Origin of the sequence: Robinsoniella peoriensis (assembly GCF_000797495.1) — a bacterium.
In the GTDB taxonomy this organism is placed as follows: Bacteria; Bacillota; Clostridia; order Lachnospirales; family Lachnospiraceae; genus Robinsoniella; species Robinsoniella peoriensis.
The window spans coordinates 1-21,392 of sequence record NZ_JTGN01000007.1; the positions used below are offsets into that span (position 1 = coordinate 1).

Consider the following 21,392-nt stretch of genomic DNA (forward strand, 5'->3'; position numbering starts at 1 on the left):
GTGTTACGGCAGTTCAGTGTGAAAGGGGGATGATAAGACGAAATTTTACCTGCTTTCCTGATCACAGACTTAACTGGATGTAGGTTCTATAACCACAAATATACTGTAGTAGAATTTAGAGACAGTTCACAGTGATAACATCCAGCTGGTTTATTGGTTTTTAAGTGTTCTATGCCAATAGCGTACAGCATGCCACAACCCCAGGGTCCCATCATGTTGAGAAAACCAGCTTTGTATCAACGAATGCTATCTCGGAAAGAGAAGGGGGCGGGCCAGGACATTGGTTTGGAATGCGTATAGCAGAGCTGAGCATTTACTTACCTTCCCGGAGTGCTTTTTGGCGGATAGTATTCGACTGGCTCCCATCGGATACTAAGCGGGCAGTGAGCTGCGAAATGCATCAGGATTTCGGAGCGAATGCCCGCGTGCCGCCAAAAAGTGCTCCGGGAAGGTTAGAAAATGCCAGTTCTGCGGTAAGCCTTTCAAACCAATGTCCTGGCCCGCCCCCTTCTCTTTCCGTACACTACCTACATCTACAAAGCGTCCTTACTCAGCTAAACCCAAATTCAATATGAAATTGTTCGCTCCAGACAACATTGCACCAATTAACAGTGATGCAAATGTACTAAAATAGAAACAGTGATTTTGTATATTTCGATGAAACGGTTGGAATATCCTCAAATATATTGACAGTAATCCCAAAAAAGAGTAGTATGAAATACATAAGAAACATGTTTCATGGAAATAATCATTAAAATAAACTTGAATCTAGGAACTCATCATTTTAAAAGATAAGTGTTAGAAATATGTTATGGTTCATGAGGATCACCATAGCATATTTTTATAAGAGAAATGAAACATGTTTCACTTAGAAGAAAAGGAGAAGGACATGAAAAGAAAATTTCTATTGGGAGCCACGCTATTATTGTGCATGGGACTGTTCACCGGATGCGGCGGGAAAGATTATGATTTTTATATTTTCAATGTAAAAAGTGAAAATGCGGATGCACTGGAAAAAGTATGCAAGGCCTATGGAGAAGAGACGGGTCAGAAAATTAAAGTCTTTTCGATTGGTACCACAGACGGTATAGACCTTTTAAGGGCAGATATGAATTCCAATCACAAACCGGCGATCTATTCCGTGAATGCGGAAACAGTGCCGGAATGGGAAGAGGGAGGATTCTTAAAAGATCTTCGGGAAGCATCCACTCCTGAGATGCGGGAGCTTGCAGAAAGTATTCCCCAGGGGATGCAGCTGTCTTCCGGAAACGGAACGAACTATGGCATACCTTATAATGTGGAAGGTTATGGATATATTATAGATACGAAGATGGTAGATGCTTTGTTTGGGGAGAAGAACACCATGAACTGGCTGGAAGATTTTAAAACAGCCACCTATGATGAATTTGAAGCACTGGTAACAGCCGCTGACGATTACATAAAAAATGGTACAGGTGGAACTGTTCATTTGAGCGGAAATGAATATTCTTTCCAGCCGGAAAAAAATGAAATTTCAAGTCAGCTCAATGGTGTCTTCTCCGTGGCAGGAGCTGAGAAATGGACTTATGGTGACCACATGAGCAATTTTGCATTAAACGCAGTGCTAGACAGCCTGTCAGCAGCGCAGAATGCTACCGATGAACAGGTGGATGAATTAAAAACACCCCTGGAAAAATCCATACAGGTGGAGGATCTGATGACTAGCCATGCGGCAGGGGCAAAGGGGACATTAAAGAGAAGTCCTGATTTTATTAACTCCACAACCAGCGGATATGATCAGGCAATCCAGATTTTCGCAGATCATAAATCTATTTTTATCAAGCAGGGAAACTGGGTATACAGCAATATAGAGAAGATTAATCCGGAAATTGTCAAAACCATTACCATGCTGCCTGTGAAAATGCCATTTACCCAGGAGGATATCAAGATACCGGGAATGACTGTAGAAAAATTTAACAGCTCAGTACCGGAATTTGTTCCCAGTTACTATGCCATCAATAAAAAAGCAGAGCCCGAAGAGCAGGAAAAAGCAGAAAAATTCCTATACTGGCTGAATACATCAAAAGAAGGCCAGGATTTTATTATCAATGATTTTGCTTTCATCCCATTTACCGCAGATGCATCCGTAGAATTTGAAAATCCCTTAAATAATGCACTGATTGGATATCTGAGGGAGGGAAATGTGTTGTCAAACCCATTTAACGGAGCACCGCCTACCTGGGGGCAGGAAGTGTATGGCAAGATCCTGATGGAACAGTATTTTATCAAGGAAGACTGGGAACCGGATGCTTATGAAAAGATTGCAGATGAATGTATCAGCCAATGGAAAGCCTTAAGAAAATTAGGGGAGGAAGATTAAGATGGAAAAATATTATAAGAAATGGTTTAAGCCGTTGCTGCTTCCGGCAGTCATACTGTTTGTAGGAGTTATTATTATACCTTTTATCATAGGTGTGTTCTATTCATTTTCCGCATGGAGGGGAACTTATTTCCACGGCGGGGCAAATGCATTTGAATCTTTTGTAGGACTTCGTAATTATGCTAAAGTATTTCAGAACAGCCAGTTTCTGGACGCTTTGATTTATACTTTAAAATTCACCCTTATGGCAGTGATTGCCGTGAGTGTGGCAGGCCTTGTTATGGCGATGATGATCAGTATTTTAAGAAAGGGCAGCGGTGTTTACCGTACGATCTTTTTTATGCCGAACCTTCTTGGCGGGCTTGCGCTTGGCTTTATCTGGCAGTTTATATTCCAGATCGTATATTCAAAAATGTTATTTGGAGAAGAGGGACTTCTGCATATTCCATTTTTAACGAATATGACCCAGGATTCCACAAAAACCCTGGTTGCCCTGGTCATCATGGTAGTCTGGCAGATGGCGGGCTATATGATGCTGATCTTCGTAGCCGGAATCAATAATATTTCCAGTGATTTGTATGAGGCGGCTTCTATTGACGGAGCAGGAGCATTTACAAAGTTCAGAAAAATCACGCTGCCAATGCTGATGCCGTCCTTTACCATTGTATTATTTTTGACCTTATCTAATTGCTTCAAACTGTTAGACCAGAACGTAGCGCTTACAGATGGTAACTTTAATACCAGACTTCTGGCATTACAGATCTTAAGAACGACAAAGGATACCAGACCCCCGGATTACGGTCTTGCACAGGCACAGGCAGTCATATTTTTTATCTTAATTGCAATTGTTGGATTGATACAGGTATCCTACACTAAGAAAAAGGAGGTTGAAATGTAATGAAAAGAAAAGCAGGAGCAGTTCTCGTACGCATTTTACTGGTCATTATGGCAGTATATACTTTGTTTCCAATCGCATTTCTGGTTTTGAACTCCTTTAAGAGCCAGGCTGAAATTGTAGATTCACCTATGGCGCTTCCGGCGGTATGGACCCTGGATTATATTAAAAGTGCCCTGAATCAGATTCATTTTGTACAGGGATTTGGAATTACCCTTTTCATCACTGCAGTTTCTGTGTTTGTCCTGGTTATCGTATCTTCACTTGCTGCATGGATGATGGTAAGAAATAAAACGAAATGGTCTCAGGCAGCATTTTTACTGTTCACGGCTGCCATGCTGATTCCGTTTCAATCTGTCATGTATCCGCTACTCAGTGTATTTGATATGCTGCAGCTTCGGAATCTGGCAGGATTGATTCTAATGTATTGTGGTTTTGGACTGAGCATGTCGGTTTTCTTATACCATGGTTTCTTAAAAAGCGTTCCCCAGTCTTTAGAAGAAGCGGCTGCCATCGATGGGGCGACCATTTTTCAGATGTTTTTCAAGGTGGTATTTCCCATGCTGAAATCCACCACGGTTACGGTAATTATTTTAAATGGTATCTGGATCTGGAATGATTATCTGCTGCCATTTCTGACTATTGGTAATTCAGAGTATAAGACCCTGACCCTGGAGCTTTATTTTGCAAAAATGGTATCAGGACAATACAGTAACTCCTGGGAACTGATTTTCCCGGCGGTACTGGTTACGATTATTCCAATTATTATCGTATACCTGTTTTTACAGAAATATATTATGAAAGGAATTGCCGATGGGGCAGTAAAGGGATGATACCATGGAAAAGAAATGGTGGAAAAGCGGGATTGTATACCAATGTTATCCGAAAAGTTTTCAGGATTCCAATCATGATGGCATTGGGGATATACGGGGAATTATAGACAGGCTGGACTATCTGGAGGATCTTGGAGTGGATGTCCTGTGGATCTGTCCGGTATATAAGTCTCCTATGGATGACAATGGTTATGATATTTCTGATTATTATCACGTAGACGAAAGCTTTGGCACGGATGAGGATCTGGACCTTTTGATCACGGAGGCAGGAAAAAGAGGTATAAAGATATTAATGGATCTGGTCGTAAACCATACTTCTGATGAACATGTCTGGTTCCAGGAAGCATTGAAAGATCCCCAGAGTGAATATGCAGATTATTATGTCTTTAAAGAAGGGGCCGATGGGGGTCCCCCTAATAACTGGCGTTCCTATTTTGGCGGTTCCGCCTGGGAAAAAGCAGGAGATAACCGTTATTATTTACATGCATTCAGTAAAAAGCAGCCTGATCTGAACTGGGAGAACCCGAAACTGCGGGAAGAGATCTATAAAATGATCAATTACTGGCTGGATAAAGGCATTGGCGGATTTAGAATCGATGCCATATCCAATATTAAGAAAAATTTTGAAGCCAATAACTTTGAACCGGACGGAGAAGACGGACTTTGCTTTGTGGGAAAAGGCATCGCCAATCAGCCAGGGATAGAGGTATTCTTATCTGAATTAAAAGAAAGAACGTTTCAGCCCCACAACAGTATGACGGTAGCTGAAGCAAATGTCCCGGACTATCTGCTGGATCAGTTTATTGGTGACAATGGGTTCTTTTCCATGGTGTTTGATTTCAGTTATGCAGATATTGATATTCCACAGACCGGGGAATGGTATAAGCCTTCAAACTGGACACTGAAGGATTTAAAGCACAATATTTTCCACAGCCAGCTGGAAACTCAGAAAAGAGGGTGGGGAGCCCTTTATCTGGAAAATCATGACCAGCCTCGTTCTGTTAATAAATATTTGCCACAGGGAGAGATAAATTATCATAGTATCACTATGCTGGCTTCGCTCTTTATGCTGCTTCGCGGAACACCCTTTATTTATCAGGGACAGGAAATCGGTATGTGCAATATTCCCATGGACAGCATGGATGACTATAATGATCCTGCAACAAAGGACCAGTATCAGCGTGCGGTGGAAGCAGGAATGTCACCAGAGCAGGCATTTAAACTGGCAGGCAAAAGAAGCCGCGATAACAGCAGAACACCAATGCAATGGAGTAATGAGAAAAATGCGGGTTTCTCCGATGCAGATAAAACCTGGCTCAAAGTAAATGAAAATTACCCCGAAGTAAATGTGGAGTGTGAGTTAAAAGATGATAAATCCGTTCTGAACTATTACAAAAAATTAATTCAGCTGAGAAAATCCGGAGAATATAAAGAAATTCTGACAGAAGGGGAATTCATTCCCGCTGATACAGAAGATGAAAATGTAATTGCCTATAGGAGAGTGACTGCAGAGGGTGAGATTTTAGCTATACATAATTATCAAAATAGAGAAGCCAAGATGGTACTGGAAGGCAGCTGGGAAAATATTCTGAGTAATTATGGAGAGATGAAGCTGGAAGGAGACCGGGTTTTACTGAGGGCATATGAGGCATTAGCAGTTGGAAGAAAGTAGTCAGTGCTGCGCAGAAACTTTTTAAAATAGATGTTCCTCTCTAAGAAAATGGAATTATGTTTACATGCTGCTCTAAATGAAATATAATAGCACAAGAGTATGTTTTATAAAATGCTGCTGACTTCATGGGACTGTTTTGTAGTCCGGAGTTAAATTAGAAAGTTAATGGAGAGGAACAACAAAATGGAACAGACAGTTGTGAGAATAAAAAAAGGCGAAGGCCGCTTATTGAAATCCGGAGGGATGTGGATTTTTGATAATGAAATTGACCGGATTGAGGGAGATTTTATCAATGGGGATATCGTCTGTGTAGAAGATTTTGACGGATATTTTCTTGGACGTGGATTTTTGAATACCAGATCAAAAATTACAATCCGAATGATGTCCAGAAAGAAAGATACACAGATTGATGATGCATTTTTGGAGATGCGTGTGAGAGATGCCTGGGAGTATCGTAAGGCAACTGTGGATACATCAAGCTGCAGGCTCATTTTCGGAGAAGCAGATTTTTTTCCGGGACTCGTTGTGGATAAATTTGCGGATGTTCTTGTAGTGGAGTCACTGGCACTGGGCATTGACCGTTTAAAAGTAAAGATACTGGATTTGCTGAAGAAAGTTCTGAAAGAGGATGGCATAGATATTCGTGGTATTTATGAGAGAAGTGATGCAAAAGTGCGCCTTCAGGAAGGCCTTGAAAGAACGAAGGGCTTTCTTTCAGATCCTTTTGATACTAAGGTGGAGATTGTAGAAAATGGAGTAAAATATATCGTAGATGTGGAAGACGGACAGAAGACAGGATTTTTCCTGGATCAGAAGTATAACCGCCTTGCAATCCAAAAACTGTGTAAAGGCAAAAAAGTTCTGGATTGCTTTACCCATACCGGCTCCTTTGCGTTAAATGCGGGAGTGGCAGGAGCATCAGAGGTCCTGGGGGTAGACGCATCCGAACTTGCGGTGTTACAGGCAAAAGAAAATGCTGCTTTAAATGGTTTGGAAGAACGTGTCTGCTTCCTTTGTCAGGATGTATTCGAACTGCTTCCGGAACTTGAGAAAAACGGTGAAAAATTTGACGTTGTCATACTGGACCCGCCGGCATTTACAAAGTCCAGGAATTCTATTAAAAATGCGGTAAAAGGTTATCGGGAGATCAATCTCAGAGGAATGAAGCTGGTAAAAGACGGCGGCTACCTGGCTACCTGTTCCTGCTCCCATTTTATGGATCCGGAACTATTTGCCAAGACAATCCGTGAAGCGGCAGGCAATGTACATAAAAGGCTTCGGCAGGTGGAATACAGGACACAGGCAGCAGATCATCCGATACTCTGGGCAGCACAGGAATCATATTATCTGAAATTTTATATCTTTCAGGTTTGTGACGAAAAGTAGGGAATTGCTGTGAAGCCTGAATCATATAATTGCTGGGCAGTCTGAATTTATGTTGACATAGACTAAGTACTGCAATATAATAAATGAAGTGTAAAAGCACATTAAATTAGTCAGGAAAAGGAATGTTCTTATGATATGCATTTTAAGTAATGTAATGAGAAGAAGAGAAGGCTTTGGACAAAACAGAACGATGAAACGTTGTGCAAAGCCTGATAATAGATAAGCAGATGCTTGGTTTCATCGGAAATGGGCAAAAGTGTAGGATGCTATACTTCTTTTTTGTGTACCATTTTCCGGTGACAGATGCATGCGGCAAGAGGCTGTGGACGATGTTTTGTCTGCAGCCTTTTGTTTGGAAAAATATTTCCGGATAGAAGGCGGTCTCAGGCGGCCTTCTTTTTGTGGGCAAAAATATGAAAGAATGGAATTGCGGGCAGAGTAAAGCACCGTGCAGGAGGAAGAAGAGATGGAACATCAATCAAATCAAGAAGAAAATATATTAGGAACAGGGTCTATCGGCAAGTTGATTGCGAAATTTGCAATCCCCAGTGTTGTGGCGATGCTGGTAAATGCCCTGTACAATATTGTAGATCAGATTTTTATAGGAAGAGGAGTTGGTTATCTGGGAAATGGAGCCGCAAATGTGGTTCTTCTCATAACGCTGGTGACCCTTGCACTATCGCTGCTCATTGGAGATGGAACAGCAGCGTACTTTAGCCTCCGTTTGGGAGCAGGCGAAAAAGAGGATGCAGCAAAGGGTGTGGGCAATGCGATTCTGTTGATTACATCCGTCAGTGTTCTGGCAATGGCTGTGGGTATGCTGTTTTTAGAGCCGATTCTCAGAGGATTTGGAGCAACGGATACGCTGATGCCTTATGCTAAGGATTATGGATACATCATAGTAATGGGGCTTCCTTTTATTATGGTCAGTACGTCTTTAAATTCGGTCATTCGCGCAGATGGGAGTCCCAAATATGCAATGGCGTCCATGATCATTGGGGCATTGGTTAACGGATGTCTGGATCCGGTATTTATTTTTGGCTTTGGATGGGGGATAAAAGGAGCTGCCTGGTCTACATTTATCGGTCAGATGATCTCATTTATCTTATCTGTCTGTTATCTGCGGAAGTTTCGCTGCATTAAAATTACAAAGGAAATTTTAAAATTACGGTTTCAGACGGTACGTGAAATATGCGGGCTAGGCATTTCAAGCTTTATAGACCAGCTGGCATTTTCCATGGTCATGGTTGTGAATAATAATTTAATTGTCCATTATGGTGCGGCAACGGTATATGGAAGCGAAATTCCCCTGACGGCGTATGGAATTTCCATGAAAGTTCAGGAAATTTTATTTACGGTGCTTCTGGGTATTGGAATAGGTATGCAGCCAATTGCAGGCTATAACTATGGTGCAAAAAATTATGCACGTGTAAAAAAGACATATCACATGGCAATTATAATCGGGACTGTCACATCGGTGGCAGCTACGGCACTGTTCGTATTTTTCCCGGAGCCCATAATTCAGTTATTTGGAAATACAGAGCATAAATTATATATGGAGTTTTCTAAGAAATTTTTCCAGACGTATTTCCTGTTCTATATTTTCTTTGGGTTTCAGACAATAACCGGTGTATTTTTCCAGGCGATTGGAAAACCGGCTCAGGCAGCGGCTATTTCCCTGTCATATCAGTTAGTGTTTAAAATATTGTCGGCAGTCCTTTTAACATCTGCAATCGGATTAGATGGCGTGCTGTGGTCCGGTCCAATTGCAGATCTGCTTACGTTTCTGATTTGTTTTACGCTTATAGCGATTCAAATGAAAAAGCTGGGTCAGCAAATAAGCACACAGACAGTTATGTAAGTGTAAATTGATGGATAAGATGGTCATGATTAGGTGAAAACCCACCTTCTTTAAGAAATTGGAAATAATTTGGATTTGAAATTAATATAGTATCAATGGTATTTTATATAAAATAATTGTATAATTATTTTAACAGAATAACATCAGGCGGCATCTTAATACAGTGAGTCTGTAATGCCTGATATAAAAGAGGAAGGAGGTACCGATTATGACCAAGATTGAGCATTTGAAAAAAATACTGGAAGAAAGCCGGTATACGGTAGCATTATGTGGATCAGGGATGATGGAAGAAGGAGGGTACACGGGTGTAAAAAAACCTTTGCGGGCATATGAGATTGAACAGAAGTATGATGCATCACCGGAAGAAATCTTCTCAAGTGCTTTTTACAGTACCAGACCGGAACAGTTCTTTGATTTTTATATTCATGAAATGTTGCAGAATCCGCCGGTAATTACAGAATCCGGTCCTGCGCTGGCAGCCATGGAACAGGCAGGAAAACTCCAGTGCATCATCACTGCAAATATCTACGAGCACGGCAGGCAGATGGGATGCAAAAATATCATTAACCTTCATGGGAGCATTTATCATAACCAATGTCCGCGCTGTAAAAAAGAGTACACCCTAGATTATATGTTAAATGCCAAAGGTATGCCGATCTGTGAGACTTGCAAGATTCCCATACGCCCCATGGTTTCCTTGTTTGGCGAAATGGTGGACAGTAGGCTGATGACGAAAACAACGGAGGAAATCGAAAAAGCAGACGTATTGCTTTTGCTGGGAACAACGCTTACATCTGAAGTATTTGTCAATTATATTAAATATTTTGAAGGCAGTAACCTTGTCATCATCCACGATCAGGAACACTATACAGATACAAAAGCAGATCTGGTAATCATTGAAGAACCAAGAAAAGTATTGCCTCTGTTAGGATATTAGTATGATGTAGTAAGCAGGGATAAGAACAGGCTTTGGCATATTTTGCTAAGGCCTTTTTATACGCTCTTGAAAGGTGGATAGAACGATGCTATACTATAGAAAGTTTAAGAAAAACCATACATAATCAGAAAACATAGGAGAGCTGCACATGAAAACTTCAGATTTTTATTTTGATTTACCTCAGGAATTAATTGCTCAGGATCCATTGGAAGACCGTTCCAGTTCCAGACTTTTAGTATTAGATAGAGAGACCGGAGAAATCCGCCATCAAATTTTCAAGGACATCGCTGCGTACTTAAATCCCGGGGACTGTCTGGTAGTAAATGATACAAAAGTAATTCCGGCACGTCTTTTTGGGACGAAAGTGGGAACAGATGCAAAGATTGAGGTACTTTTACTCAAACGGAAAGAAAATAATATTTGGGAGACATTAGTCAAACCGGGAAAAAAGGCAAAACCAGGTACAAAGATATCATTCGGCGAAGGATTATTAATGGGTGAAGTCATCGATGTGGTTGAAGAAGGCAATCGTTTGATTCAGTTTTCTTATGAAGGGGTCTTTGAAGAAATCCTGGATCAGTTGGGCCAGATGCCGCTTCCTCCGTATATTACACATCAATTGAAAGATAAAAACCGTTACCAGACAGTCTATGCAAAACATGACGGATCTGCAGCAGCCCCTACAGCAGGACTGCACTTTACACCGGAACTATTGGAAGAGATTCAAAGGAAAGGGATTAAAATAGCTCACGTTACACTTCATGTTGGACTTGGAACTTTCCGGCCTGTTAAAGTAGAAGATGTGACGGAACACCATATGCACTCCGAGTTCTACATTGTAGAAGAAGATCAGGCAAAATTGATCAATGATACAAAGAAAAACGGCGGGAAAGTTATCTCTGTTGGGACTACCAGCTGCCGAACTCTGGAATCAGCCACTGATGAAAATGGCATCTTAAAAGCGGGAAGCGGATGGACAGAGATTTTCATCTACCCGGGTTATCAGTTTAAAATGATAGATCATCTGATCACGAATTTTCATTTGCCGGAATCCACTCTTTTGATGCTGGTTTCTGCACTTGCAGGGAAAGAGAATATTATGAATGCTTATGAGACGGCAGTGAAAGAAAGATATCGGTTTTTTTCTTTTGGGGATGCAATGTTTATAGTATGACCGCAGATATGATACAGATATGATACGGAAATGAGAGCGAAAGGCGTTAAGAAAATATTCAAGTATGGTGTTGCTTTTAGTAGTAAAAAAGTTGAAATATCAGTGATGTAGTTTAGATTGAATTCTTTCCAAATATCGGTTATAATCATTAATAATTATAAAATACAGACAACAGTTCATGGAAGACAAATACCCAGGAATACTTGTTAGATGATAAAGAGGAAGAAGGTGAAGTTTTGAGGTGGAATGTGGCAGCGGAATGTATTTCCGTAGTTTTTCTCGTTATCATCTGGTCTTATGCAAGAAAAGGGGATTTGATTCCATCCTTGAAGAATCGTTTATTTCAATGCTGCTTTTTGGCGACGTTTTGTGCTATGGTTTCGAATATATTATCTACGGCAGCGTTGGCATTCCCCCAGTATGTCCCATATCAGTTTTCCTGGGCAGTGACAATCATTTATTTTATTTCAACTCCATTAATGGGAATGGCTTATTTTTTCTATACTACAGCCACAGTATATGAAAATCACAAGGGTATTTCGAAAGTGATTGGTTGGTCAAGTATACCAGGCATATTATATCTGCTTCTGGCGATTGCTAACCTGCCGTGTAAATTACTGTTTAATATAATGCCGGACGGCACTTATACGCAGGGACCGCTTATAATTACCACCTATCTGGTATTCTACATATATTCCCTTGCGGCTATGGTTATTGTACTGATTAAGCATTCCTGGATAGAGAAAAAAATACGCCGGATATTGGCGATCTTTCCGTTTATAGCTATGATTGTTATTGTAATTCAGCAGTTATTTCCTAATATATTGCTGTCGGGATCTGCGGCAACCAGTGCTTTGCTGCTGATTTACCTTTATCTGCAAAATAAGCAGATTTCTTTTGATTATCTCACGGATATACCAAACCGGCAGGAATTTTTGAAAATGCTGGAGCTGATGATCCGGAAGAATGAAAAAACATCGTTTACGATTATCGTATTATCACTGCGTGGTTTTAAGCAAATTAATGATACCTTTGGACAGCAGAGCGGTGATGCATTTTTAAAAGCAGTCAGCGCATATCTGCATACGATTATTGAAAAACAGTATTTGTTCCGGTTTAGCGGTGACGAATTCGCCATTTTGGAAAAAAACACAGAGAAGGAAAAGATTTATCACATTATCGATACCCTTAAGGAGAGAATGACTATTCCCTGGACGGTAAAAGAATATAGCTGTATAATCCAGTCTGCAATGGGAATCGTGAGTTATCCCGAAACGGCGGATAGTGTGGAAGGTCTGATTAATGGAATTGAATATGCAGTTTCTAAGGCAAAGCAGGACCGGACAAAGGCAGTCTGTTATTGTGGACAGGAAATGATGCGGGAATTAAGACGCAGAATACAAATCGCTGAGATCCTGAAAGCAAAATTAGAAAGCAATGATTTTGATGTGTACTATCAGCCAATAGTAGATACCAGAACCAATAAATTTGTCCTGGCGGAATCGCTCTTGCGAATTCCCAGCTCACCCATTGGTGCGGTTTATCCGGATGAGTTTATACCTATTGCAGAAGAGACAGGAATGATTATTGAGATGACCTATCAGATTCTGGCAAAAGTATGCCGTTATATAAATCGTTTGATGGAACAGGGTATTGAACTGGATGGAATTCATGTGAATTTCTCAACAGTACAGTTTACCCAGATTGACCTGGCTGAGAAGGTTTTGAATATTATTGAAGAGCATCACACACCATATTCAAAAATTAAGATTGAAATAACAGAAAGTGTTCTGGCTGAAAGTGCACAGTTAGTAATCGGATTTGCGGAGGAGATGCATAAGCATGGCGTAATGATGGGACTAGATGATTTTGGGACAGGATATTCAAATATTGTATCTGTCATGGAAACGCCTCTGGATGTAATTAAAATTGATAAAAGTCTGGTATGGTCTTCTATGACAGTACCGAAATCAGCAGGGATGCTGCGCAGTATGACAGGCATTTTTCACGACATGGATTTAAAGGTACTGGCGGAAGGCGTAGAGACGCCGGAGCAGGATCAGTTTATAAAAGAATCCGGTATTGACTATATTCAGGGTTTCTTATATGCACGACCTATGCCGGGAGATGACATGCTGAAATTATTACAGGCAGAAAAATGAAGCAGTAAATGACAGGAGAGCAGGACAGTTGATGAATTTTAAAAGCTATGAGCATAAAGCTCAGTATTATGAAACAGATCAGATGGGGATTATCCATCATTCCAATTATATCCGCTGGTTTGAAGAAGCAAGAATTGACCTGATGGAACAGACGGGGCTTGGATATCAGGCAATGGAAGATGCGGGGATTATAAGCCCTGTACTATCTGTGAAATGCCAATACAGAACTATGGTACATTTTAACGACATCGTATTAATTGAGGCCAGGTTAAAAAAATATAATGGCATTAAAATGACACTGTCATACATAGTACGGGATAAAGAGACGAAAGAAATCCGCTGCAACGGAGAAAGTGAGCATTGTTTTCTTTCGAAAGAGGGAAAGCTTTTATCCTTGAAAAAAAGTAATCCTGTTTTAGATCAGATGTTTCGGGAGATCTTATGCAGGGATTGATAAAATTATAAGTAAGGGACAGCTTTTTGTTATCATAAGTCCGGTATTTTTATATTGTCTGTGAAGAAGCAGATTTTGGGGTTGGAAGATTTCCAACTGCAATAATGCTCATGGAAATATGGAAAATACCGGATTTTTGCTTTAATGAAATAATCAAAATAGGTCGAAAACTTTAAAAATGACTGTGTTGAAGAGGTGCAATTTAAATAAGGAGGGATAATTTGATATAATTGTTAATATAATAACAGATTTTTTGCAATATATTTAAAATAATATATAACTTGACACAATTTAAAGCGAGTGATAGAATAATTATATACAAAATACCGAAATGAAATGGGTGGTGATTTGAAAAATAAGTGATAATCACTAACAGAAAAGTATGAGTAAAAGGAAAATGGCACAGCGGGGTGTCTTTTTTTTAATACTTTTATAAGATTTGCAGGGTTAGTGGAAACTAAAAACGGATCAATTTAAAGGAGGTATTATTAATGGGTGATGTTGAACAATTAAGGCAGGAGAGAACCCGGATATTTCAGGATGTATTTGATAACAAGATTCCAAAACGTGTACCGATTAATGTAAGTCTGACGCTGGAAGTTGTTGCGGGATATGCGGGAGTGGATGGAAAAGAAGCAGCATGGCATCCGGAGATTCTGATGCAGGCTGCAGATGAATTGTGCCAGAAAGTGCCATCCGATATCTGTGTTTTCGGCGGTACGATCCGTATGCCGGATTCTTATCAGGCGCTTGAATCGAATAACTTTAAAATGAATAAAGCCGGGCTTATGCAGCATCCCAACACAGTAGGTCTATTGCCGGAAGAATATGATGATTTTATTGAGAATCCATTGGATTGTCTGATTGAGAAGATTCTACCCAGAAATTATAGTGCACTGGATTTTGAAAAAGACCCGGTCAGAGCGATGTTTGCATTAAATCAGGGGATGACCGCAAGAAATCAGTATATGATGAAAAATGGCGCCATTATCGGAGCTCTGACTCAGAAATACGGCTTTTACGCGGCAGATCCTGCAACGAAAGGCATGTGTTATGCACCGCTTGATATTCTGACTGACAATATGAGAAGCTTAAGCGGCATGTGTATGGATCTTCGCAGGAAACGTGATAAAATCGCAGCTGCGGTGGAAGCAGTATATCCGTTTAATTATATGGTCGGTATTCCTAAGAAGATCAGTAATTACGGACAGGTATTCTTCCCACTGCATCTGGCGACTTATATGAAAGAAAAAGATTTTGAAAAATTGTGGTGGGAACCATTCCTTCGCCAGGCAAATGACTATGCATCCCTTGGACTTCACATAAATGCATTTTGCGAGCATGATTGGATGCGTTACCTGGATTATCTCTATGAAATGCCTACCGATACATACCTGACATTCGAGATGGGTGATGCGAAGCTGGTAAAAGAAAAACTTGGTAAGAAGCATATACTTGCCGGTCTATTTCCTCTGGGAATGCTCAGAACGGCTACCAAACAGGAATGCATTGACTATACAAAAGAATTCCTGGATATCATGATGCCGGATGGTAAATTTATCTTCCAGTTTGACAAGGGAGCATTAACATATAACGATATTAACCTTGAGAATCTGATTGCTGTCTGCGAGACTGTACGGGATTATGGGGTATACAAAAATGCGGGTGAGACTGCAGGCATGCAGTTTAATAAAGAAGATTATACGCACTCAGAAGTGGCACCTCTTCAGAGTAAGTATTACAGAACCTGGGAGCAGTATCGGGAATTAAATCCGGAGACACCGGAAAGTGCCAGAGAAGTTGTTATGAATCTGGAAAACGATATTATAAAATATCTGTATTTCTTATGTGAATAAAATTGCGGGAATATAAAACAAACGAAATAAATAATGCGGATGGATAGGAGGATTTTTTATGGCTGATTTTGATAAATTGAAGGATGCAATGGGTGATCTGGAGGAAGATGATGTATTAGAGATGCTGGAGAAGGTAATGGAGGACGGCGGTTCTCAGGCTGGTGAGGCAATGAAAGCCTGCCAGGAAGGTATGAACATTGTTGGCGAACGCTTTGCAAGCCAGGAGTATTTTGTATCTGATCTGATTTTTTCCGGTGAGTTAATGACAGAAGCCATGGATATTATACGTCCTGCACTTTTGTCGCAGTCCAGTGAAAAAGCAGGGAAAATGATTTTATGTACCGTGGAAGGAGATCTCCACGACATCGGCAAAAATATTGTAAAAGCCATGTTGGAAGCCAGCGGCTTTGATGTTGTGGATATGGGGATTGATGTTCCGGCAGCAGAAATTGTAAAAAAAGCAAAAGAGGAAGGCATTCATATTATCGGACTGAGCGGTGTTCTTACACTGGCAATTGATTCTATGAAAGCCACAATCGAAGCATTTAAAGAGGCAGGATTGAGAGAAGATGTTAAGATCGTAATCGGCGGAGCACCGGTTACAGATAAAGTATGTGAACTGGTGGGTGCAGATGCCTGGGCAATTAATCCGGCAGATACAATTAGAACCTGTCGTGAATGGTCCGGCAGTGCAGCATAGGTGGTGAATATATGATAATTATCGGAGAAAAAATTAACGGTGCTATACCCTCTACTGCGAAAGCAATAGCAGCCAGGGATGAAGAATTTATACGTAATCTGGCAATCCGCCAAACGGAAGCAGGGGCTGATTTTCTGGATGTGTGTGCAGGCGGAGCTCCGGAGAAGGAGTTAGATGATCTGACCTGGCTCATGAAGATTGTTCAGGATACCGTAGATACCCCTCTTTGTATCGACAGTCCGAATCCTCAGATTCTTAAGGAAGTGATGCCTCTGGCTAAAAAGAGTGGGATTATTAACTCTGTTTCCGGAGAAGGAGATAAATGTGAAGTTATTTTCCCATTATTAAAGGATAATGATTGGGAAGTGGTTGCGTTAACCTGTGATAATAAAGGCATTCCGGCAGATGCGAAACGTAAGACGGAGATCGCATTCGAATTAATTGAAAAAGCGTCTGCTTATAACATCGCACCGGAACGTATCTATATTGATCCGCTGGTATTAGCGCTTTCCGCAGTAAATGACTCTATGTTAAATTTTATGGAAGCAATCCGAAATATTAAAGCAAAATATCCAACAGTAAAAATAACTTCAGGTTTATCCAATATATCCTATGGGATGCCTTACCGGAAAATAGTAAATCAGAATTTCCTTGCACTGGCATTATCTGCAGGAATGGATTCTGCAATTGTAGACCCGACAAACCGGGATACTTATGCAACGATTTTAGCTGCAGAAGCCCTGCTTAATCAGGATCGGTTCTGCCGGAAGTATAATAAAGCGTACCGGGCTGGGAGAATTGGACCAATAAAAGACAAGTAAGCAGAGAAGGAGGCGTTTCGAAAAGTTATGAAAACTACAATTATAGGTTGTAAAACCCTTCAGGATGAACTGGAAACCGCCCTCCAAAAAACCGGATTATCTTATCCGATCATCTGGGTTGAGTCGGGACTTCACAATACTCCGGATAGATTAAGAGCACGGTTACAGGAAATATTCAGTAAAATTACAGATGCCGAAAGAGTGCTTGTGGCGATGGGATTTTGCGGGAATTCCGTGCAGAACTTAAAAGCAGGAAACTTTGAAGTTATTATTCCAAGAGTAGATGACTGTATTACCCTTTTACTGGGATCGGTTCAGCGAAGAGAGGAGATAGCCAGACAAAAGGGAACATATTTTCTCAGCAAAGGATGGCTGAACGGGGAACAGAATATATGGGCAGAATATCAGTATGCCCAGAAGAAATACGGGGTAAGAAGGACAAAATCACTTTACAGAGAAATCTTAAAGCATTACAAAAGGCTTGGTATACTGGATACCGGATGCTATCCCATTGAGAAGCTGATGGAAGAAACAAAAGAAATAGCAGCTACACTTGAATTAGAACAGGAAAAACTGAGTGCATCTGTGGATTATCTGGTGAAATTATTGGAAGGCCCCTGGCCTGCAGGTCAATTTCTTACAGTCGCCCCGAATGCAATTATTGAATATCGGGATTTGTGGTTGAAATAGGACTTGCGCCACAGGACCTACAAAAAGACGGCATCTGCGTAAATGCGGATACCGCCTTTTTACATTTCCTTTGTGCCGGTCACGGATAAGTTCATAGATGCGTGCCTGGAAAACAAAACTCAGTTATTTAATCTTGCAAGATCCTGGTAAAATCCAGGATAACTGATATTTACACAGTCCGCATCTTCAATATGCGTCGTGCCGCTGCTTGCCAGGGCAGCAATTGCAAATGACATTGCAATACGATGGTCTTTATGGCTTTTTATTGTACTGCCATGAAGCCCGGTTCCGCCTTTTATAATCATACCGTCTTCCGTTGCCTGTATATCTGCGCCCATGGAGGCCAGGTTATTCACCATTACGTCAATGCGGTTAGATTCTTTCACTTTTAATTCCTGAGCATCTTTAATAACAGTTGTGCCTTTGGCAAAACAAGCCAGAACGGCTACCACGGGAAGTTCATCAATAAGTGTAGGTATCATGGAACCGCCCACCGTAATGCCTTTCAGGCTGCTGTGACGGACTAGGATATCTGCAGTAGGTTCGCCGTTGTCACAATTTTCATTTAACAGTGTTAAATCTGCGCCCATTTCCCGGCAGACATGGAGGAGACCATCTCTGGTAGGATTTATTCCCACATTTTTAATCAGTATTTCAGAACCAGGTACAATCAATCCTGCTGCAATAAAATACGCAGCGGATGAAATATCTCCGGGAACGGATACGCTTTGTCCCTTTAACACGGGATTTGGCAGGATGGTTGCAGTAGTTCCTTTACAGGTAACATTTCCACCGAAATAATTCAGCATAATTTCTGAGTGGTTACGGGAAACGAATGGTTCTGTAACGCTGGTAGGGGTATCTGCATATAGTCCGGCAAGGAGAACGGCCGATTTTACCTGGGCAGAAGCCACGGGTGAAGTATAATGTATCCCGTGCAGATGCTTTCCAATGATCCGAAGAGGAGCACAGCCGTTATCCCGGATGCTGATAAGCTCAGCCCCCATCATGGATAACGGATCAATAATCCGCTTCATGGGACGTTTCTGGATCGATTCGTCACCGTTTAAGATACTTTCAAATGACTGTCCGGACAGAATACCGGATATCATACGTGTAGTTGTACCGCTGTTACCGGTATCCAGGGTATCAGCTGGAGCTGTCAGTCCATGGAGCCCTTTTCCATGTATGCGGATGCAGTCCGGGGTATTTTCAATATCAACACCCAGCTTTTTAAAACAGCTGATCGTAGAAAGGCAGTCAGCTCCCTGCAGAAAATTTCTCACTTCTGTAGTTCCTAAGGAGAGTGCGCCGAACATAACGGCACGATGTGAGATGGATTTGTCACCGGGAACTGTGATTTCTCCTTTTAAAGCTTTTGTTTTTTTGAATTCCATAAAACCTCCATATGTAAATCATCCGTTTAGAAAAGTAAAATCCTATCGCTCATAAATGGTATAGCGGTATTTTCTTAATAAATCTACGGCCTTTTTCAATGCGTTTTCTTCATAAAATTCTACCCGCAGGACACCTTCTTCGAATTCACGGTTGTGTACGATCCCGATATTCTTAATACTGATGCCATTGGTGGCAAGAATGGTTGCAAGAGCAGCGATCCCGCCGGCTTCGTCTACCATATCACAGTAAAGCATATGAACCTTTTTCAGAGGACCGCTGGAAGAGTCCGAGATAGAATCCCTGTATTCCCTGGAGCTGTCAAATAATTGATAGATATCCTGGTTATCTTTTTCAGTTAAAGCAGTTTTTACCTGGTTCAGACTATCAATATAGCGGTTTAGAACAGTCAGGATATTACCGCTGTTCGTCATGCAGATCTGTTCCCACATTTCTGCAGAAGAAGAAGCAATTCTGGTAATATCTTTAAAGCCTCCGGCTGCAATTGTTTTCATGGTTTCATTCCCCGTATCAGAATCTTTTACCAGATTTACCAGAGTGGAAGCGATGATATGGGGCAGGTGGCTGATGGCAGCTGTAGCAAAATCATGTTCTTCATAATTTAACACAAGGGGTATTGCTTTTAATGCTGATACAAATGTTTTATACTTTTGTACCATTTCTGCAGGGACAGTGGCTGATGGAGTAAGGATGTAATATGCATTCTCAATTAAATGACGCTTAGCATTTCGAATCCCTGTCTTTTCACTTCCCGCCATGGGGTGCCCTCCTATGAAATTATCTTCCATATCAAGGGCAATGACTTTCTCGTGGATATCGGTCTTAGTGCTGCCTACATCTGTCAGAATGCAGTCTTTTTTTATGAAATCCTTTAACTGACAAAGATAAGCGGCATTGGATTCAACCGGTGCGCATAAAAATATATAGTCGCAGCTGCCAAACTCCTGTGTAATTCCTTCGCAGGCAGCATCAATAATGCCTTCAGCCAGAGCATAGTCAATGGTTGACTGACTTCTGGTATGGGCGATTATTTTCGTTTCCGGGTAAAAATAGCGGATGGCTTTGGCAATCGACCCGCCAATGAGTCCAAGGCCGATAAAGCCAACGGTTACATCATTCATTTAAATGTCCTTTCTGCAAGTTTTGCAAATGGTATCAGTTCGTCAGAAAGTCCATCGAACTGTTCAAAAGTCAGTGACTGCGGTCCGTCGGAGAGCGCGCAGGCAGGATTGTTATGTACTTCGATCATCAGTCCGTCTGCTCCGGCAGCGATTGCACATTTAGCCAATGGTGCTACATAGGCTCTTACTCCGGTAGCGTGGCTTGGATCAACGATGATTGGCAGATGGGACTTGGATTTAATTACAGGGACAGCACTGATATCCAGTGTATTCCTGGTGGCAGTTTCGAAGGTACGGATTCCTCGCTCGCAGAGAACCACATTTGGATTCCCCTCCGCGATAATATATTCCGCAGCATTTAACCATTCATCAATTGTTGCAGCAAGACCACGTTTTAATAATACCGGAAGTCCGGAACGCCCTGCTTCTTTCAGAAGCTGGAAGTTCTGCATATTTCTGGCACCGATCTGGATCATATCCACATACCTGGCAGCAGCTTCGATAGCTTTTTCACTGATTACTTCACAAATAGTGTTAAGCCCTGTTTCCTCCCTTGCGGTTTGCATGTAACGGAGTCCTTCTTCTTCCAGTCCCTGGAATGAGTATGGGGAGGTACGTGGCTTGTATGCACCGCCGCGAACAAATGTTGCGCCTGCTTTTTTAACAGCGTGGGCGATTAAAAGAAGCTGTTCCTCAGATTCAACCGCGCAGGGACCAGCCATGATTGTTAAGTTATTTGGTCCGATCTCTGTATTGCCTACTTTAATTACGCTGGGTTCCGGATGAAATTTTTTGTTGGATAATTTGTACGTTTCTGTTACAGGAACAATCTTATCAACACCGGGAGCGATTTCCAGATTCTGGTTGGATAGTTTAGTTTTGTCTCCAACTACACCGATAATCGTTACTTCCTGGCCCTGTGACAAATGGGTTTCTAATCCTTTGGATTTTATTAACTGCACCACGTGGTCAATATTTTCCTGGGGTGCGTGAGGTTTCATTACAATGATCATAATTTTATTCTCCTTCTATGTTTAGCTCCTGTTATTCTACTA

17 protein-coding genes are annotated in these 21,392 nt (G+C 41.2%); 14 read left to right on the top strand and 3 right to left on the bottom strand.

Features of this window, described 5'->3' with window-relative positions; genetic code table 11:
* The first annotated feature begins 889 nt into the window (after window positions 1-889).
* From QR40_RS14930 to QR40_RS14995, 14 genes are all read left to right on the top strand, one after another.
* Complete coding sequence (locus QR40_RS14930) at window positions 890-2,359, top strand: ABC transporter substrate-binding protein (protein WP_044296049.1); 1,470 nt, start codon at window positions 890-892, stop codon at window positions 2,357-2,359.
* 1 nt (window position 2,360) lies between these two features.
* On the top strand, window positions 2,361-3,257 hold the full coding sequence (locus tag QR40_RS14935) for a carbohydrate ABC transporter permease (RefSeq protein WP_027294392.1): 897 nt from the start codon (window positions 2,361-2,363) through the stop codon (window positions 3,255-3,257).
* Window positions 3,257-4,087 carry a carbohydrate ABC transporter permease gene (locus tag QR40_RS14940; protein ID WP_027294391.1) on the top strand — a complete coding sequence of 277 codons (831 nt, stop codon included), beginning with the start codon at window positions 3,257-3,259 and terminating at the stop codon, window positions 4,085-4,087. Before QR40_RS14935 ends, QR40_RS14940 begins: the two co-directional genes overlap by 1 nt.
* 4 nt (window positions 4,088-4,091) lie before the next feature.
* Window positions 4,092-5,759 carry an alpha-glucosidase gene (locus tag QR40_RS14945; protein WP_044295881.1) on the top strand — a complete coding sequence of 556 codons (1,668 nt, stop codon included), beginning with the start codon at window positions 4,092-4,094 and terminating at the stop codon, window positions 5,757-5,759.
* Between the two features lie 183 nt (window positions 5,760-5,942).
* Complete coding sequence (locus QR40_RS14950; protein ID WP_027294389.1) at window positions 5,943-7,145, top strand: class I SAM-dependent rRNA methyltransferase; 1,203 nt, start codon at window positions 5,943-5,945, stop codon at window positions 7,143-7,145.
* A gap of 466 nt (window positions 7,146-7,611) precedes the next feature.
* Entirely contained in the window at window positions 7,612-9,006 is a 1,395-nt protein-coding gene (locus QR40_RS14955) for an MATE family efflux transporter (protein WP_044295882.1), read from the top strand.
* 205 nt (window positions 9,007-9,211) lie between these two features.
* Window positions 9,212-9,943 (top strand): SIR2 family NAD-dependent protein deacylase, encoded by a 732-nt coding sequence (locus tag QR40_RS14960; RefSeq protein WP_138002472.1) that lies wholly within the window; start codon window positions 9,212-9,214, stop codon window positions 9,941-9,943.
* Window positions 9,944-10,091: 148 nt separating this feature from the next.
* Window positions 10,092-11,117, top strand: coding sequence for a tRNA preQ1(34) S-adenosylmethionine ribosyltransferase-isomerase QueA (queA, locus tag QR40_RS14965; protein ID WP_027294386.1), 1,026 nt, complete (start codon window positions 10,092-10,094; stop codon window positions 11,115-11,117).
* 203 nt (window positions 11,118-11,320) lie between these two features.
* Window positions 11,321-13,279 (top strand): EAL domain-containing protein, encoded by a 1,959-nt coding sequence (locus QR40_RS14970; RefSeq protein ID WP_242858538.1) that lies wholly within the window; start codon window positions 11,321-11,323, stop codon window positions 13,277-13,279.
* A gap of 31 nt (window positions 13,280-13,310) precedes the next feature.
* Window positions 13,311-13,733: an acyl-CoA thioesterase gene (locus QR40_RS14975; RefSeq protein ID WP_044295886.1), complete on the top strand. Its 423-nt coding sequence runs from the start codon at window positions 13,311-13,313 to the stop codon at window positions 13,731-13,733.
* A 491-nt stretch (window positions 13,734-14,224) separates the two neighbouring features.
* A complete protein-coding gene (locus QR40_RS14980; protein ID WP_027294383.1) occupies window positions 14,225-15,589 on the top strand; it encodes a uroporphyrinogen decarboxylase/cobalamine-independent methonine synthase family protein in 1,365 nt (454 codons plus the stop codon).
* Window positions 15,590-15,647: 58 nt separating this feature from the next.
* Window positions 15,648-16,289 (top strand): cobalamin B12-binding domain-containing protein, encoded by a 642-nt coding sequence (locus QR40_RS14985; protein WP_044295888.1) that lies wholly within the window; start codon window positions 15,648-15,650, stop codon window positions 16,287-16,289.
* Window positions 16,290-16,300: 11 nt separating this feature from the next.
* On the top strand, window positions 16,301-17,110 hold the full coding sequence (locus tag QR40_RS14990; protein WP_044295890.1) for a methyltetrahydrofolate cobalamin methyltransferase: 810 nt from the start codon (window positions 16,301-16,303) through the stop codon (window positions 17,108-17,110).
* 27 nt (window positions 17,111-17,137) lie between these two features.
* Window positions 17,138-17,800 (top strand): DUF1638 domain-containing protein, encoded by a 663-nt coding sequence (locus QR40_RS14995; protein ID WP_027294380.1) that lies wholly within the window; start codon window positions 17,138-17,140, stop codon window positions 17,798-17,800.
* Between the two features lie 119 nt (window positions 17,801-17,919).
* On the opposite strand, the gene aroA is transcribed toward QR40_RS14995, so the two are convergent.
* From aroA to aroF, 3 genes are read right to left on the bottom strand one after another with little or no spacing between them, the layout of a single operon-like run.
* The gene (aroA, locus tag QR40_RS15000; RefSeq protein WP_044295892.1) at window positions 17,920-19,197 is read right to left on the bottom strand and encodes a 3-phosphoshikimate 1-carboxyvinyltransferase; all 1,278 of its coding nucleotides are present in this window, start codon (window positions 19,195-19,197) and stop codon (window positions 17,920-17,922) included.
* 42 nt (window positions 19,198-19,239) lie between these two features.
* A complete protein-coding gene (locus tag QR40_RS15005) occupies window positions 19,240-20,337 on the bottom strand; it encodes a prephenate dehydrogenase (RefSeq protein WP_027294378.1) in 1,098 nt (365 codons plus the stop codon).
* The gene (gene aroF, locus QR40_RS15010) at window positions 20,334-21,350 is read right to left on the bottom strand and encodes a 3-deoxy-7-phosphoheptulonate synthase (protein WP_027294377.1); all 1,017 of its coding nucleotides are present in this window, start codon (window positions 21,348-21,350) and stop codon (window positions 20,334-20,336) included. The genes QR40_RS15005 and aroF overlap by 4 nt, the downstream gene beginning before the upstream one ends.
* Window positions 21,351-21,392: the final 42 nt, after the last annotated feature.